The organism is Bradyrhizobium sp. ma5, assembly GCF_042258955.1.
Classification (GTDB): domain Bacteria; phylum Pseudomonadota; class Alphaproteobacteria; order Rhizobiales; family Xanthobacteraceae; genus Bradyrhizobium.
This window is the reverse complement of the sequence record NZ_CP170156.1, coordinates 1,308,815-1,323,830: the sequence shown is the minus strand read 5'-3', so window position 1 is coordinate 1,323,830 and position 15,016 is coordinate 1,308,815. Positions and strand designations below refer to the sequence as shown.

Genomic DNA, 15,016 nt, shown 5'->3' with positions numbered 1-15,016 from the left:
CGCCGGTGACGATGTGCCACTAGCGCGAGTCGCAGCATCAAGCGAGAATCGCCGCCCTCTTGTTGAAATTGATTAGGCGTCAGTGCTTTCGCTTCACGACAAATATCGCCCGTCCGGCGTCACTGGATGCCTTATGCTGGTCATGACTCGGGGCGTGCGGGGCGCGTAGCGGGCAGGCAAGCGCCGAAGGATCGTTTCGCCGCGCTGTGCCTACCCGGCGGGAAGTACCGTATTCAGCCGCGGCCTGGCAAAATGGTTTCGAGTACTTGCCGTGCAGCCCCCCTGATGACGCCGGTCTCGTTCGGATCGCCCTTCGCGAGGGCGGTTGCGAAATTCTTTGCTTGCTGCAAGGTGATGTGCGGCGGAAGCGGCGGAACTTCCGGATCGGTCTTGACTTCAAGAACGACCGGAACGTCGCTCGCAAGCGCCTGCTGCCAAGCAGACTCAAGGAGGTCGGGGCCGTCAACGTAGATACCGCGAAGTCCGATCAACTCGGCAAAGCGGGAGTAAGATACATTGGGCACTTGCTGTGAGGCGTTGAATTTGGGATCGCCATTGATGACGCGCTGTTCCCACGTCACCTGATTTAGATCTTCATTGTTGAACACGCAGACGATCCATCGGTGATCGGACCAATCTCGCCAATATTTCGCAACCGTGATGAGTTCGGCCATATTGTTCATTTGCATCGCGCCATCTCCGACAAGGGCGATGACGGGACGGTCGGGCTGCGCATATTTGGCAGCAATCGCGTAAGGCACTGCGGCACCCATTGAGGCGAGACCGCCGGAGAGAGAGGCCTTCATGCCGTCGCGGATTTTTACGTCGCGAGCAAACCAGTTTGCGCAGGATCCGGAATCGCTGGTAATGATCGCACGATCCGGCAAAAGCGGCGACATATCCCACGCGACACGCTGCGGGTTGACAGGTTTGGCCGGCTGCTTCGCCCGCTCTTCGAGCGTTTTCCACCAGGCCCGAACATTATCTTCGATTATCTGTCGCCAGGTTCCGGCTGGCTTCTGCTGAAGATGAGGCAGAAGTGCCTGCAGCGTCTCCTTGGCGTCGCCGACGAGACCGACTTCCATCGGGAAACGCATGGAAAGCATGCTTGCATCGATGTCGATCTGGACGCCGCGCGCCCTTCCCTCCTTTGGCAAAAACTCCGAATAAGGAAAGGCTGATCCGACCATCAAAAGCGTATCGCACTCCATCATCATCTTGTAGCTGGGCTCAGTGCCGAGTAGACCGATCGAGCCAGTCACCCAGGGAAGATTATCCGGCAACGCCGCCTTGCCGAGAAGCGCCTTGGCACACCCGGCAGAAAGTCTATCGGCGACGGCGATGATCTCCTCGCTGGCACCGAGCGCGCCAGCGCCCACCAGCAGCGCAACTTTTTCGCCGGAGTTCAGGATCTCAGCCGCACGGGCGAGATCGGCATCATGCGGTGTGACCTTGGGCGCGGAATATCCAATACCTGATCGCAACGTGCCATGGGCGCGTGGCGGATCTTCAAAGACCTCATCTTGCAGATCGTTAGGCAAAATAATGGCGGTGACCGTCCGCCTCGACAAAGCGATCCGGACGGCACGATCGACCAAATGACGCACCTGCCCTGGCATTGAGGCCTGCACGACGTAAGCGCTCGCCACATCCTTGAACATCGAGACAAGGTCGAGTTCTTGCTGATACTGTCCGCCGAGCGCATTGCGCGCCTGCTGGCCGACGATGGCCAGCACCGGCTGATGATCCATCAGCGCGTCGTAAAGGCCTGTCGTAAGATGCGACGCTCCGGGACCAGAGGTCGCGATGCAAACGCCGAGGCGGCCGGAAAATTTGGCATAGGCCGACGCCATGAAAGCTGCCATTTCCTCGTGCCGCGCCTGGACAAAATCAATTTTGCCGTTGCATCGGTTAAGCGCACCGAAAACGCCGTTTATGCCGTCGCCAGGATAGCCGAACATGTGGCGTACACCCCAGTCATGGAGGCGCTGCACAACGAAATCACCGACCGTCTGCGACATGGCGTATCTCGGGGCTTGAGAGCTTTGAGAAGAACCGCCGATTTCACCACCTGTTCCACGGGCCGGCTCTGCTACGCTCAGGGACTGGAACAAGCGGGCTTTTCGAGGCGTTGATTGCAGCCATTTTGGGGGGACCTTCGTGTAGCGACAAGGGTCAAGTTTTCTCACATGGCCGAGATCGTTGGTGACGCCCGGCGGCCGCTGTTTCATTCCCCTCGGAGAAAGCCGAAGCTGAGCGCTATCCGTCGTCAGGCCAGTCGTTACAACAGCCAGACGATCCACTCGATGCGGAGTCATTGCAGAGAACCAGTACGCGTTAGTTGGACACCGGCTTCTTGCTGAAACTCGTCGTCCCGCCCTTCGGGCTGGCAAGCGTAGATCCGGATTTTCTGGCATGGCTAGCTTTCTTGTATACGGTTTCCGAAAGCTGCGCGGCAGATAGAGGTCGAGGTGCGGCGGCGGCGAGACCGGCCGCAGCGGCGACTTGGAAGAAGTCGCGGCGGTCCCAGCCGAGGGTTTTCTTTCCGCTCGATCGACCGTCCCCTCTCCTCAACCTCCCGCTTCGTCAGAGGTTTCAATTCGAGCTTTCATGCACTTGGCCGCCCGCAAGCCCGCGGAGGGCGCTGGCCGCATTTTTCGGCGCGCGTACCAGCTCCCAACCGAGACAACCAGCCAGGCGAATGAAGCACTGGTAAAGGCGGCCAGGCTGCTGCGCTCGACGACTAGGGAGAATACGACCGCAAAGGATAGCATCCCGAGGGCTCCAAGCGCGGCGCCGGCCGAATCCAACGCCGCCGCCTCCCGCCCGCGTCGCCTTCCGTCGAGGCCAGCTTCTCGCTTGCGGCGGATTTCGTGCTTCTCGACCAGGGTTGCGCTGGCGCAGAAGATGGCCGGGAGGGCGAGGAAAAGACCGCCGACAGCTGGGCCAAAGGCATGGCTGATCATGCCGGTAAAGATAGTCGCGGCGCCCCCGAGTATGAAGCGAACCGCATATTCATACCAACGGCTTTCCTTCAGGGACGATGGCGAAAGGCGGAGGGGGTTCATGTCTGGCCGACGGTAAGAGGCAGCAGGCTGAACGCAACGATCAGCCAAATGACAAATGACAGTACCGCCGCCGATGCGGCCCTCAGCCGCGCGCGAATGAGTAGTTGGCAGACGAAGACGCTGTAGACGGCGAGCGCGATCGCGCCGGCTGTCATCGCCGAGCTTTGCTGACCCGCATAGGCGGCTCCATGTTGGTAAATGGCGATACCAAGTGTAGCCAGCGCTACGGAGGGTGCAGCGCCGAAAAGACCGGCAAAACTTTTGGGACGCAGAATGTCTCCCAGCATCGAAAACGCCGACACTACGACGCCGCCGATCAGAAAGCGCAGGACATATTCGGTCATTCCGCCTTCTCCGAGAGTTGCGATCGCGGATCGTGAATCCGGTGGAACGGGTCCGTGCACGAACATCCGACCCTTGGAATGGCTTTAAGGGCGAAAGGACAGACCTTGAATCCCTGGGCATTCCCCTTGCCCTGCAGCCATAAGGCGGCCCTGCGTTCGGTGCATTCCTTCAGATCCTCAAGTGTCGGCAAGAGTATTGTCCTCTTGAGAAGGACGCGGATAACCGGTCCACAGTCGAAGGAGTCGTTCAAGCATGGCTCCGAGCGCGAATCCCGCTACGACGTCGGTCACCCAATGCGCAAGGATCACTACGCGCGTCAGGGACAGCCCAATCGCCAACGCCCGGACTGCCCGGCGGGGTCCAGCGGGCAATGTGCCGGCGGCCGAGGCCAGCGCTCCCATATGTAACGCGTGGCCTGAGGGAAAAGCGTCCTCGCGTTTTCCCGAAAAGGAGATGCCGTGGATGTGGCCTAGCACAGTCGTGCGGTCCGGCCGGGTCTGGTCGAACAGGCGTTTCATTCCGTGCGGCAACAGTGCGGCCGCAACCGCTACCAGCAAAGCATGATTGCCGGCGCGTCTGAGCCACTCTTCCCGGCCGCGGGAAGCGAGCCAGCCGGCTCCTGCCAGAACGAGGAGGATCTTCTCGTCTGCGCCCCAGGTCAAAGCGCGGGCGACCTCTTCCGGTGCAGGCGCCGTATCCCTGGCAATTTCACGTGCCGCTACGACATCAACCTTGGTGGGGCGGATGGTGACCGGGAAATGGGGTCCACGGCCTGATTGGATGCGGCGTACTCTACTCATGGGCTTGGCCAAATTGAGTCATGGAACCGACCAACGCGCCAATCGTCGCCGGGTTCATCTCTCTGTCATAATCTCGGTCGTGGGCGCCAAGGGATTGTCTTTTCGCGTTGGGGTGACCAAATGGTTCGCGGCAACCGAAATCGCAGCGAAACCAAGGTAGCGATTGCCTTTAGACCACGCTGACACTTTTCGCAGGTGCTGGCATCGGCCTGAGCTACCGGGGTTCGATCCGCTACTTTCTTGGCTCTTACTCCTGATGAACCTCGCAGTCCCGTAACGTCCTGGGTGACGTGATCCCGATGTTTTCTCCGGCGCTGCGGGCCGATCCCGCACCTGGCTGTTTACGCAGTTGAAACAGCCGAGTGCTGGGAGATCATCCTGGACGCTCCGCGCCGGGCAGCATTGCTAGCCCTGTCTCGTCAGCCGTGCCGCTTCTACGCCGGGAGGAAAATGCGGCAAATCGATCCGCCCGTGGGGTACGTGATGCTGGAGGCTGAGGGGACACGTTGAGTGACCCTGATAGCCACGGTTCAGAATTGCAACTCGCTGTCGCGGCCAGGTCGATTTGCAGCGGATGGTACCCCGACCGCCGTAATCTCCATGCCCGGTACGCTGATCTTTGACCAGCGGGATGCGGCCTATCGACGGACCGTGCTCGGAGACAATCCCGCGCCAGCGGCCGTGCAGATGAGCTAGGATCGTTATCTAAACCTCCAGGAACGTTTTGTTGGCAAGCATAGCTTCGGTGGCTCTGGAAAAACTGCGGACGTCTACAGGAAGTTTGATGTTACCGTTGATGCCGTTGTGCGCACAGCCCGCGATGGTGTGGGGAATGTGCTCGGGACATAACCCGACATCAAGGTCTACATGACAGGGCTATGAGCACTGCCGGCTTCAATAAGTATGCCGACCGAGATCACGGTCGCAACCACCGAGACATGCCGAACAAGAACGCATACCGTCCGACTCGGGTGGGGGCAGCAATCCGAATAATCCCCTCTCGAGTTCGCAGTAAGGCAAGCGCACCGCTCCTCACGAGTCGAGCTATCGTTGCATCTGCATGATCTGATCCATCGGCATCATATTCTCATTTAGATTTGCCATGATCCAGAGCGAGCCGCCGATCACGAGCACGACGATCAACACGCCAAAGGCCAGCGCCATTACATTGTTGGTGTTGTCGGGGCCGGTCGTGATGTGCAGGAAAAATACCAGATGCACGCCCATCTGGGCGATCGCGAGAACGATGATCGCAAGCGGAATGCTCGGCTGCCAGACCAGGTCGGTGCCGGCAATGAAGAACGAAGTGGCGGTCAGAACGACAGCAAGCCCGAGACCGACGACATAGCCGAGGATGCGGGTACGGACGCGGCCTTCGCCTTGATCGCCGGGCGCGACGTCGGTTGCATGCGGTTCAAGCGAATGATCGCTCATTTGCCGGCCCCGATCAGATAAATCACCGAGAAGACTGCTACCCAAATGATGTCAAGCGCGTGCCAGAACAACGCAAAGCACATGACGCGGCGCAAGATGTCGGCCCGGAATCCCTTAGCTATCACCTGCGCCATCATCGTCAGCAGCCACAGCACGCCCGCCGAGACGTGCAGGCCGTGACACCCGACAAGGGTAAAGAATGCAGTGAGGAAGGCGCTACGGGTAGGCCCAGCGCCGCGGTCGACAAGTCCTATGAATTCCCGCAGCTCGAGCGAGAGGAATGCCAGGCCGAGCGCACAGGTCAGCGCCATCGCTAATTGAAACAGAATCGGCTCGCGCTCGTCGGCGGCAATGCTGGCCAATCCGCAGGTAAAGCTCGATAACAGCAAGCATCCGGTCTCGGCGGCGACCGAGCGCAAATCGAACAGCTCGGCACCCTTCGGGCCATCGGCAGTCTGTCCCGACAGCACCGCGTAGGTTGCGAAGAAGCAGGCGAACATCACCATGTCGCTGAGCAGGAATATCCAGAAGCCGTAACCGGTGACGATCCGCTTCGATGCCGGTCCGGAATGCACGGCTCTGGAGGCATCCAGGCGCCGCAGACGATGTGGATCTTCCTGCGCAATCGCTGCTATCGCCATCAGCCCACTCCTCTCATCGAGGCCAGCCGCTCGGCTAGAATGGCCTGGTCGATCCGCGCGACATCGGCGGCCGCAATGACGTACTCGTCGTGGTCGCGCCAGGCGAACACCACAAAGGTTGCAAACGCGCCGATCGCGCCGACGACCACCAACCACCAGATGTGCCAGATCAACGCGAAGCCCATCACGGTCGCGAAGAACGCACAGATGAACCCGGTCGGCGAATTCCTCGGCATCTCGATGTCCCGGTAGTCGGGCATCGTGTCACTGTCCTGCCATTTCGCTCGCTGCTTCATCAGCCAATAAGCATCCTCCCCGCTGACGTCGGGCATGACTGCAAAATTGAACACCGGTGGCGGCGATGCCGTTGCCCATTCGAGCGACCTACCATCCCAGGGATCGCCGGTGTGGTCGCGTAAGGTGACACGGTGCCGGATGCTGACTACGAGCTGTGCGATCTGGCACGCGATTCCCATTAAAATGATGAGCGCGCCCACCGAAGCAACCAGCAGCCACGGACGCCATTCCGGCACGTCGTAATGTTGCATCCGCCGCGTCATGCCGAGCAGACCGAGGACATATAGAGGCATGAACGCGACATAGAATCCGATCAGCCAGAACCAGAATGCGGCTTTGCCTAGTCCTTCGTGCAACCGAAAGCCGAACGCCTTGGGAAACCAGTAAGTGTAACCGGCGAACGCGCCAAACAGCACGCCGCCGATGATGACATTGTGGAAGTGCGCCACCAGGAAGAGACTGTTGTGCAGCAGGAAGTCGGCGGGCGGCACTGCGACCAAGACGCCCGTCAGGCCGCCGATCAGGAACGTCACCATGAAGCCGATCGACCACAGCATCGGTGTCGCGAACCTGATGCGCCCGCCATACATTGTGAAAAGCCAGTTGTAGATCTTCACGCCGGTCGGCACCGCGATGATCATGCTGGCGATGCCGAAGATCGCATTGACGTTTGGACCCGCGCCCATCGTGAAGAAATGGTGCAGCCATACCATGAACGAGATAACGCAGATCGCCATGGTCGCGACTACCATCGACCGGTAGCCGAATAGCGGCTTGCCGGAAAACGTCGAGACGACCTCGGAGAATATCCCGAATGCGGGCAGCACGAGGATGTAGACCTCGGGATGTCCCCAGGCCCAGATCAGGTTCATGAACATCATGACATTGCCACCGGCTTCATTGGTGAAGAAGTGAAAGCCGAGATAGCGGTCGAGGATCAGCATCGCCAGCGTCGCAGTCAGGATCGGAAATGCCGCGACGATCAAGAGATTTGATGCCAGGGCAGTCCAGCAGAACATCGGCATACGCAGATAGGTCATACCTTTGGTACGCAACTTGAGCACCGTCGTGACCAGGTTGATTCCGGCCACCAGCGTTCCGACGCCCGATATCTGCAGCGACCACAAATAATAGTCGACGCCCACACCCGGCGAATATGTCATCTCTGACAGCGGCGGATAGGGCAGCCATCCGGTCCGAGCGAACTCGCCGATCACAAGCGAAATGTTAACCAGCAGCGCGCCGGTTGCGGTCAGCCAGAAGCCGACCGAGTTGAGCGTCGGAAACGCGACGTCGCGCACGCCGAGCTGAAGCGGTACGACCAGGTTCATGAGCCCGATCACGAACGGCATCGCGACGAAGAAGATCATGATCGTGCCGTGTGCCGAAAAGATCTGGTTGTAGTGCTCGGGAGGGAGATAGCCCTGCGACTGCAGGGCAACTGCCTGCTGACCACGCATCATCAACGCGTCCGCGAAGCCCCGCAACAGCATCACCACGGCGAGCAGCGTGTACATCACGCCGATCCGTTTGTGATCGACGCTCGTGATCCATTCATGCCAGAGATAAGGCAGACGGCCTGAGAGAACGACCCAGGTCAACACGCCGAGAATGACGAGTGCCACCACGCCGGAGGCTGCCATGGGGATCGGCTGATCGATCGGGATCGCAGACCAGCTCAGCTTACCGAACATCAACGGCTCCGTGGCGAGACTTCAGCCTCCCGGTCCAGCGATGGACCGGGCGCGGCCGGAATATGCTGGGTCGCCACCGCCTGGAACAGTAAGGGGTCTTCCAGCCGATAGGTGGTCCTTGCATCGCCGACCGATTGGCGTGCGAGCTTGGCGTAGCTGTCGATGTTGAGCAGTTGATTGCTTGCGGCCCCCCGCTTCGCCCAGTCAGCGAACGCCAACTGCGAAACCACGTTGACGTCGAACAGCATGCCGGGAAAGCCGTCGCCGCTAAAATGCGCCGAGAGTCCCCGATAGACACCTTCGTTGTCCGCCCGTAACTGGAGGCGGGTCACCATGCCATTCATGGTATAGATCATGCTGCCAAGCTGCGGGATGAAGAACGCGTTCATTACACTCGATGACGTCAGCTCGAATTGCAGCGGCGCGCCGACCGGCACCGTTACAGTGTTCACGCTCGCGATCCGCTGATCGGGATAGATGAACAACCATTTCCAATCGAGCGAAACGACCTGGATCTTGAGCGGCTGTCCGGTGCCCGCCACAGGACGGGCTGGATCCAGTTGATGTGCGCCGATCCAGGCGACGCCGCCGAGTAGGATGATGGTGAGCGCGGGGATGGCCCAGACAACCAGCTCGATCCGGCCGGAATATGCCCAGTCCGGCCGATACTGCGCTTTTGGATTTGAGCCCCGGTACCACCAGGCAACTCCGAGAATGGCCACGATCGTCGGCAGCACGATCGCAAGCATGATGGTGACCGAATCCACCAGGATCGTCCGCTCCGCCGCAGCAACCGGGCCTTGGGGATCAAGAATGTTCATGGATGTGCTGAAGTCACCTGGAGCCGGGTCCAGCCCCTAAACGCCGTCGGAAACGATCGGTTCCCGCTATTTAGCGAATGCTTGAGGGCAGCCTCGGCTACGGTTCGTGCCGGCACGCTGACATGAACTTCATAACCCTGCCCGATCGCGAGCGGCGCGGCGACGGCTGCGGACTCGAGCCGCCTCCTTCGTGACATGTTCGCCGTATAAGATTGCGGTCGTGCAACACGCCCCGTTCGTCACGAACGGGGATCACCCGATATTGCGCCGGTCCCATAGCTCTCTCCTACATAGCGCTGAGCGCCGGCCCTACGCACAAACGCACCTCATTGCTGCATCAACGCGTGCGTTTGCTGATCTCCAGCCCCCGTCACGCGCCACACCGTGTTGCCGACATCGTCAGCAATTAACAGAGCGCCGGATTTGTCAATCGCCAGTCCAACTGGGCGGCCGCGCGATTTCGCGTCTTTGCTCAGGAAGCCTGTGACGACATCCTGCGCCGGCCCATTCGGTTGGCCGTCGGCGAAGGGCACGAACACCACCTTGTAGCCATTGAGCTGCGGCCGATTCCAGCTGCCATGCTCGCCAATGAACGCGCCGCCACGATAGGACGGCGGCAGCGCATTGCCGTTGTAGAAAGCAAGGCCGAGCGGCGCGACATGCGAACTCAGGGCGTAGTCAGGCGCGATCGCCTTCGCCACAAGATCGGGGCGCTGCGGTTGCACTCGCGGATCGACATGCTGGCCATAGTAGCTGTAAGGCCAGCCGTAGAACGCGCCGTCCTTCACCGAAGTCAGATAGTCCGGGACGAGATTAGGACCGATCTCGTCGCGCTCGTTTACGACGGCCCAGAGCGCGCGGCTCTGCGGTTCGAAGGAGAGTCCGTTTGGGTTACGCAATCCGCTTGCGAAGATCCGCCACCGACCGGTGGCGCGCTCGACCTCCCAGATTGCGGCGCGGTTCTTCTCCGCCTCAATGCCGTTTTCGGTAATGTTGCTGTTGGAGCCGACGCCGACATAAAGCAGCTTGCCGTCAGGGCTCGCAACAATGCTTTTGGTCCAGTGATGATCAATCGGACCGCCGGGCAGTGGCGTCAAGGTTTCGCCCGGTGATGTGATCTTGGTATCGCCGGTATGGTAGGTGTAGCGGACGATTGCATCGGTGTTGGCGACATAGAGGTCCTCGCCGACCAAGGCGACGCCGAACGGCGAGTTGAGATGATCGAGGAACACACTTTGCGCCTCGGGGTTGCCGTCGCCGTTCGCGTCACGCAGCAGCGTGATCCGGTTGCTCTCCCCGGTGTCGCCCCCGGACGTCGCCCAGGACTCCACCCATTTCATGATGAAGTCTTTTGGACGCTTGATCGGCTCTGTGCCCGGCGCCTTGGATTCGACGACCAAAACGTCATTATTCGGGAGTACATAGAGCGACCGCGGATGCTGCAGGCCGGTCGCGAGCGCGTTGATCTGCAGGCCGTCGGTGACCGCAGGCTTCTCCCCCTGCTGCCAGCCCGCGGCCGGCGCGATGTGCATCGGCGGAATCAAATACTGCTCCTGCCCCGGTAGATCTGGGTGCGCTCCAATTTGAGTCTTGGGATCAGGTGCGGCCTCGTTGCACCCCGCAAGGCAGAGCAATGCCGAAAGGATGATCGTAAGCCGGAGTTCGCGCCTCGTGACGAGCTTGCTGATCACGCGTATCAATCCACAACTCCTACGCGACGCCGGTAAACCATCTCTCCGCCCAACCAAGCCGTGACCAGCATCACGAGCACGGTTAGCCCCGACAACACCAGCCCTTCGGGTATCACCGAGGTCCAGGCATCGCGGCTGTGAACGAACGAATTAGCGAGCGCGAGCAGCATAACAACGATATTCCCAATCATGTGCCACCAGGCTGCCGCGATCTGGCGGATGCGGCGGCGACCAATGAAATCTATCAACCCGGCGATTGCCGCGAGGCCGCCCATCAGGAGGCCTGCAAACAACAGCCAGGCCGAGAAATCCGCCCACATCATCTCCGTCGTTCGCCAATAGGCGATGTCGGTGAGTAGCGCGCCGATGAAGCATACGATCGGAAACGGCACCAGCATCGGATGAATCGGATGCAAAGCAATGCGCGCCGTCGCGTCCACGCGCGTGTTGGTGTTGGCTGTTGTGACTTCTGGCATTCGGCGCCTCCGGGATGAGGCTTCAACGGTTCGCTTGAAACGGGGTTCCTAAGCTACTCATCGATGGAAAACGTGGTCAAGCGGGCGTTACACCGGATGGCCACGCTGGCGACTGTCCTGCTTTGGATTCCGTCTCCCTTGATACAATCGAACCGACACGAAGTCGTTCCCATTCACTGCCGCCCGGGCCGTTGCTAGTTAGAACGTCACGACGGTCCGCATGCCAAGCACACGGCATCCTTAGGGACACCCCTCGTGTCGTCCCGATCGGGCTGGTCGCGCCGCCTCCCTGGATGGCGGGGGACCTGAACGTACGGTGCCCGAGCGGGCCTCGTACTGACAGACCGCTGTGAGGAGCGTCTCGGACGTTATGACCGGCCAGAACAGCCCGTGGATCGATGTTGGCGGACGAGAAGACCACCGGCCCGCAAGGGCGGAGCATAAGCGTTTCGCGGGCGGCCAGCTCTTATGGCCGGGCAAGCCTTTCTCATTCGATGAATCATTTTATCGGACGTGCAAATTTTGAGAATTAGAAAGTGTTTCGGTCGGCCGCCGCCCGTTCTTGCTCCCCGCCGCGCCGCACCCAGTCCCGAAGTTTTGCGCGCTTGATTTATCAGTATGCCCTAGCGGGATAGAGGCGGCGCGGGCCCGTTTTGCTTCCCTGACATAGTCAGACTCTCGTAGTTTCTTGTCCTGATACCTTGTCCGCCGCGCTTTCCTGTTCTGAGCGATGACGGTTTGAGTGATCGGCTTGACGCAGGAGGCCCCCTCCGACACACAACGTGCCAACCTGCGTACCTTCCCGACCAACGCCATCCGTTCAGGCCCAAGGTATGCTTTAGGAACAACTCCGGGATGACCGCTTTTTTTACTGAAGCTTATTCGGAGGAACGTTTGATGAGAGCAGCGAAAGTCATTTTGGCGGCCGCCTTTGTCTTTGGATCGATTGCGGCTGCATCCGCGCAGGGTGGAGGCGGCGGCGGCAATTCCCCCGCAGCAAAGAGCGGTCAAGGCGCTACCAGCAGCCCAGGATCCGCTAATCCGGGCGCGACCCTGAACGACACCAAAGAGCGGGGCGGATCCGGCAAGATGACCTCAAGCCGGTCCCACAAGCACCGCAAGCACCATCGGACGATGTGAAACGATGCCCGCCGGTCCGCTCGGCGGGCATTCCCTTGGTATAGGCCAGCTCACGATCCGTCGAGTTGCATGGGAGATGGAGACGCGGACGAAGAAGCTTCATCAGACGCAGGACTGGGACGCGGACTCATCAAGACGCAGCCACAGCCTGATTGACGCGAGCTGAACGAAGGCAAATAGTTGGCGGCCAGCTTATCGTAGCGCGTCGCCACGAAGCAGATCGGATCGCTGCAGTTGCTTTTCGGCGGGATGTTGGCGCGCCCTTCTTCATGGCAAGCTCCCTGATCGAGTCGGCGTCATCCACGGTGGCAAGCAGCATTGACCCGGATTTAAGTCGAGAGAGCAGTAGGTTTCCGGCAAGTCGAACGTGGCCCTTTGAGACATGCGGCAACGTCTTTCCGGAAGATCCAGAAGGTGAGACGACCAACGACCTCTACGCGTTCCTCACGACGGAGCCGAACGCCGAGGTCGGCGCCATCCACCCGAAGGTATTCAAAAGCACACATGATGGATCATCAACTCCTTCACTCCAGATTCGCATAACCTATTTTGGCTCGGGGTCCTTCAGACCCTTTGCCGGATTGTCGAGGTGACCGGTGCGAGCCAACTCAATCGCTGCGCCTAGAGCCCGCGCGACGTTCAGAACTTTGTCCTGGAAGGCCTTGTCATCGTCAAACGCACGATGTGACGTCGCGTAAGGCTTCATATACCCAATATAGCCATCGGCCTCGGCTATGCCGCCCGCGGAGATTAACTCCAAATCGGTCAGCCAGTCGACTAGCACGCGTCGGACGGTCTCCGCACCGACACTGTCGCCATGTGCGACGACACCGAAATATCGCCCTTTCAAATGTTTGGGATATGGCCACCCTTGCAGCTCAAGTTCTTTAGCTTCCCTCGCTGTCTTGCCGTGAGTCGAAGTTGGATCCGGATTGCCACCGTCTGCGCAAACCAGGCGATCGATCATGGCCTTGAGGCCGGTCGGTGTCTGGTACCAATTGACGGGCGTGATGATCATGACGCCGTGGGCGGCAACCCACAGCGGATAGATCTCGTTCATCCAATCGTCAGTCTGCCCCAACGAATAATTGGGGTAGCAACTGCAGGGCCAGTGGCACAGCGCCATAGAGGTTGAGACGCAAGACTTGCATGGATGAATATTCCTGCCGTACTCTGCGGTAAGCCGGGAGAGATCAAGGATATCAACATCGTAGCCCATTTCATGAAAGCAGGGCTCTACAAGCTCGACCATACGCCAGCTCTTCGACACCTCCCCCGGACAAGTATGCTCGTTGCGCGACGAGCCGTTGATGAGGAGGATACGAGGTTTCAGCTTTGGATCGTCATGTTGGCGCTGGGCCTCTTCCAGGGCACGCTTCGTATCGATCCAATCACTCGCAAGGTCGTAATTGGGATCAGCATAACCCGGACCTGCCTTTCGCGTATTCGGGGATTTGCGCGAGTGCGCATAGGCATCCCAGCCAGCACCGACCAACGCGTCAATTTCGTTCTGCAGCGGCTCAAATGCCGGATCCGAAAGCCGCGCGCGATAGCGCCGTTCGAAACTGGCGCGATCAATCCTGGTGGGCGGCATACCCTTGCGTACATCAGCAGACAATTCTCATCTCCAATGTGTAAGGAAGCTATTGGTCACGGCGCGACGCTCGCACTTCGGCATCACGATGGATTGCGATGGCCTCGGGCTCCTTTTCATCAAGCGTACTAAGTTCGGATCGCGCCTTTTCATCGGTGCGTAAGAGCTCATCGAGCTTCGCGTGAATGGCGAGCGTATCGCGGCGGCTGGATCGCTGGATGAAAAGCGTCATCATCCAGACCGCCAACGTCGCAATAGCGTTGAAGTCGAACGTGCGGCGCTCAAAGACAGTCCATACAACCGCATAAAGCACGACGACCGCGAAGGCCGCCGGGTGCGCGGTAGCTTGGCCGACTCTGGTCGTCCAGTGCGTGACAGGCTTCACGGCATGCGGGCTTGTCATATTAGCGGCCTCCGCGACTTAACGGCGCGTCAACGGGCGTAGTTCCCTTTCCGGAGCCTTGGGAAACGGTAAGTTTTCGCATGCTAGAGAGCGTCGAGGGCACCAAAGGCCCAGACGCCTCAAGCGCCGAGGCGGGAAACTTCGGCAGGCAAGGCCAGGGCCAAGCGTCCTGGCAATGCTAATTGCGGGTCTCGGACTTGCCGCGGTAACGATGGTCGTTATTTGGAGACGATCTTTTTCCACCCCTAGGCCGCAGCGCTGCGGCGCCCTTCAACTCGGGTTGCAACGACTTGCCGGACGCCCCGAACGAACCGGCTAGGCATGGCACGGTGCCACCCTCGAAGGAAACTAACCCGCGAAAGAAGTCGAAAAGGCTCTCACCTGCAAGGACGGCGGCAGCGAAACGATCGGCAAAAGCAGCGGGCCATCCCTCTCCTAGTCTGGTCGATCATATGCGCGCGGCAGCTAAGAAGCGGGCTCAAAAAAGAGGTCAGTGATCGGGTCGATCTCGTGACTTCGCTCTAGATCCTCTCTTGTTCCTGAGCGGATATGTACGCAGCGCAATGCACCTATTTCGATACATGGGAACGCTGCCTAGCACGTCCGCATTGT

Annotated in this window: 13 protein-coding genes and 2 pseudogenes; 2 read left to right on the top strand and 13 right to left on the bottom strand. The window is 59.8% G+C overall.

The genetic code is table 11. The annotated features are described in order from the left end of the window. Window positions 1-233: 233 nt before the first annotated feature. The 10 genes from ACE103_RS06105 to ACE103_RS06060 form a co-directional block, all read right to left on the bottom strand. Window positions 234-2,021 (bottom strand): thiamine pyrophosphate-requiring protein, encoded by a 1,788-nt coding sequence (locus ACE103_RS06105; protein WP_375778702.1) that lies wholly within the window; start codon window positions 2,019-2,021, stop codon window positions 234-236. Between the two features lie 549 nt (window positions 2,022-2,570). Continuing rightward, window positions 2,571-3,068 (bottom strand): hypothetical protein, encoded by a 498-nt coding sequence (locus tag ACE103_RS06100; RefSeq protein ID WP_375778701.1) that lies wholly within the window; start codon window positions 3,066-3,068, stop codon window positions 2,571-2,573. After that, window positions 3,065-3,412 carry a DUF3147 family protein gene (locus tag ACE103_RS06095; RefSeq protein ID WP_223970406.1) on the bottom strand — a complete coding sequence of 116 codons (348 nt, stop codon included), beginning with the start codon at window positions 3,410-3,412 and terminating at the stop codon, window positions 3,065-3,067. The genes ACE103_RS06100 and ACE103_RS06095 overlap by 4 nt, the downstream gene beginning before the upstream one ends. 177 nt (window positions 3,413-3,589) lie before the next feature. Further along, the gene (locus ACE103_RS06090; protein ID WP_375778700.1) at window positions 3,590-4,213 is read right to left on the bottom strand and encodes a phosphatase PAP2 family protein; all 624 of its coding nucleotides are present in this window, start codon (window positions 4,211-4,213) and stop codon (window positions 3,590-3,592) included. A gap of 1,044 nt (window positions 4,214-5,257) precedes the next feature. After that, entirely contained in the window at window positions 5,258-5,647 is a 390-nt protein-coding gene (cyoD, locus tag ACE103_RS06085; RefSeq protein ID WP_375778699.1) for a cytochrome o ubiquinol oxidase subunit IV, read from the bottom strand. Further along, window positions 5,644-6,288 carry a cytochrome (ubi)quinol oxidase subunit III gene (locus ACE103_RS06080; RefSeq protein ID WP_223970411.1) on the bottom strand — a complete coding sequence of 215 codons (645 nt, stop codon included), beginning with the start codon at window positions 6,286-6,288 and terminating at the stop codon, window positions 5,644-5,646. The genes cyoD and ACE103_RS06080 overlap by 4 nt, the downstream gene beginning before the upstream one ends. Beyond that, window positions 6,288-8,279 (bottom strand): cytochrome o ubiquinol oxidase subunit I, encoded by a 1,992-nt coding sequence (gene cyoB / locus ACE103_RS06075; protein WP_375778698.1) that lies wholly within the window; start codon window positions 8,277-8,279, stop codon window positions 6,288-6,290. The genes ACE103_RS06080 and cyoB overlap by 1 nt, the downstream gene beginning before the upstream one ends. Continuing rightward, window positions 8,279-9,100, bottom strand: a complete 822-nt coding sequence (cyoA, locus tag ACE103_RS06070) for a ubiquinol oxidase subunit II (protein ID WP_375778697.1) — start codon at window positions 9,098-9,100, stop codon at window positions 8,279-8,281. Before cyoA ends, cyoB begins: the two co-directional genes overlap by 1 nt. Window positions 9,101-9,426: 326 nt before the next feature. Continuing rightward, on the bottom strand, window positions 9,427-10,749 hold the full coding sequence (locus tag ACE103_RS06065) for a PQQ-dependent sugar dehydrogenase (protein ID WP_375781018.1): 1,323 nt from the start codon (window positions 10,747-10,749) through the stop codon (window positions 9,427-9,429). Between the two features lie 47 nt (window positions 10,750-10,796). Beyond that, window positions 10,797-11,267, bottom strand: coding sequence for a DUF2231 domain-containing protein (locus tag ACE103_RS06060; RefSeq protein WP_375778696.1), 471 nt, complete (start codon window positions 11,265-11,267; stop codon window positions 10,797-10,799). 855 nt (window positions 11,268-12,122) lie between these two features. Here ACE103_RS06060 and ACE103_RS06055 point away from each other — a divergent pair. Further along, window positions 12,123-12,407: a hypothetical protein gene (locus ACE103_RS06055; protein ID WP_375778695.1), complete on the top strand. Its 285-nt coding sequence runs from the start codon at window positions 12,123-12,125 to the stop codon at window positions 12,405-12,407. Window positions 12,408-12,509: 102 nt separating this feature from the next. Here the strand turns inward: ACE103_RS06055 and ACE103_RS06050 are convergent. Beyond that, window positions 12,510-12,774 (bottom strand): annotated as a pseudogene (locus tag ACE103_RS06050) (IS5/IS1182 family transposase); the annotation flags it as partial. A gap of 43 nt (window positions 12,775-12,817) precedes the next feature. Here ACE103_RS06050 and ACE103_RS06045 point away from each other — a divergent pair. Beyond that, window positions 12,818-12,895: pseudogene (locus ACE103_RS06045) on the top strand (SOS response-associated peptidase); the annotation flags it as partial. Window positions 12,896-12,951: 56 nt separating this feature from the next. Here ACE103_RS06045 and ACE103_RS06040 read toward each other — a convergent pair. After that, window positions 12,952-14,001 (bottom strand): flavodoxin family protein, encoded by a 1,050-nt coding sequence (locus tag ACE103_RS06040; protein WP_375781017.1) that lies wholly within the window; start codon window positions 13,999-14,001, stop codon window positions 12,952-12,954. Window positions 14,002-14,050: 49 nt separating this feature from the next. Further along, entirely contained in the window at window positions 14,051-14,404 is a 354-nt protein-coding gene (locus ACE103_RS06035; protein WP_223970422.1) for a low affinity iron permease family protein, read from the bottom strand. Between the last annotated feature and the right edge of the window lie 612 nt (window positions 14,405-15,016).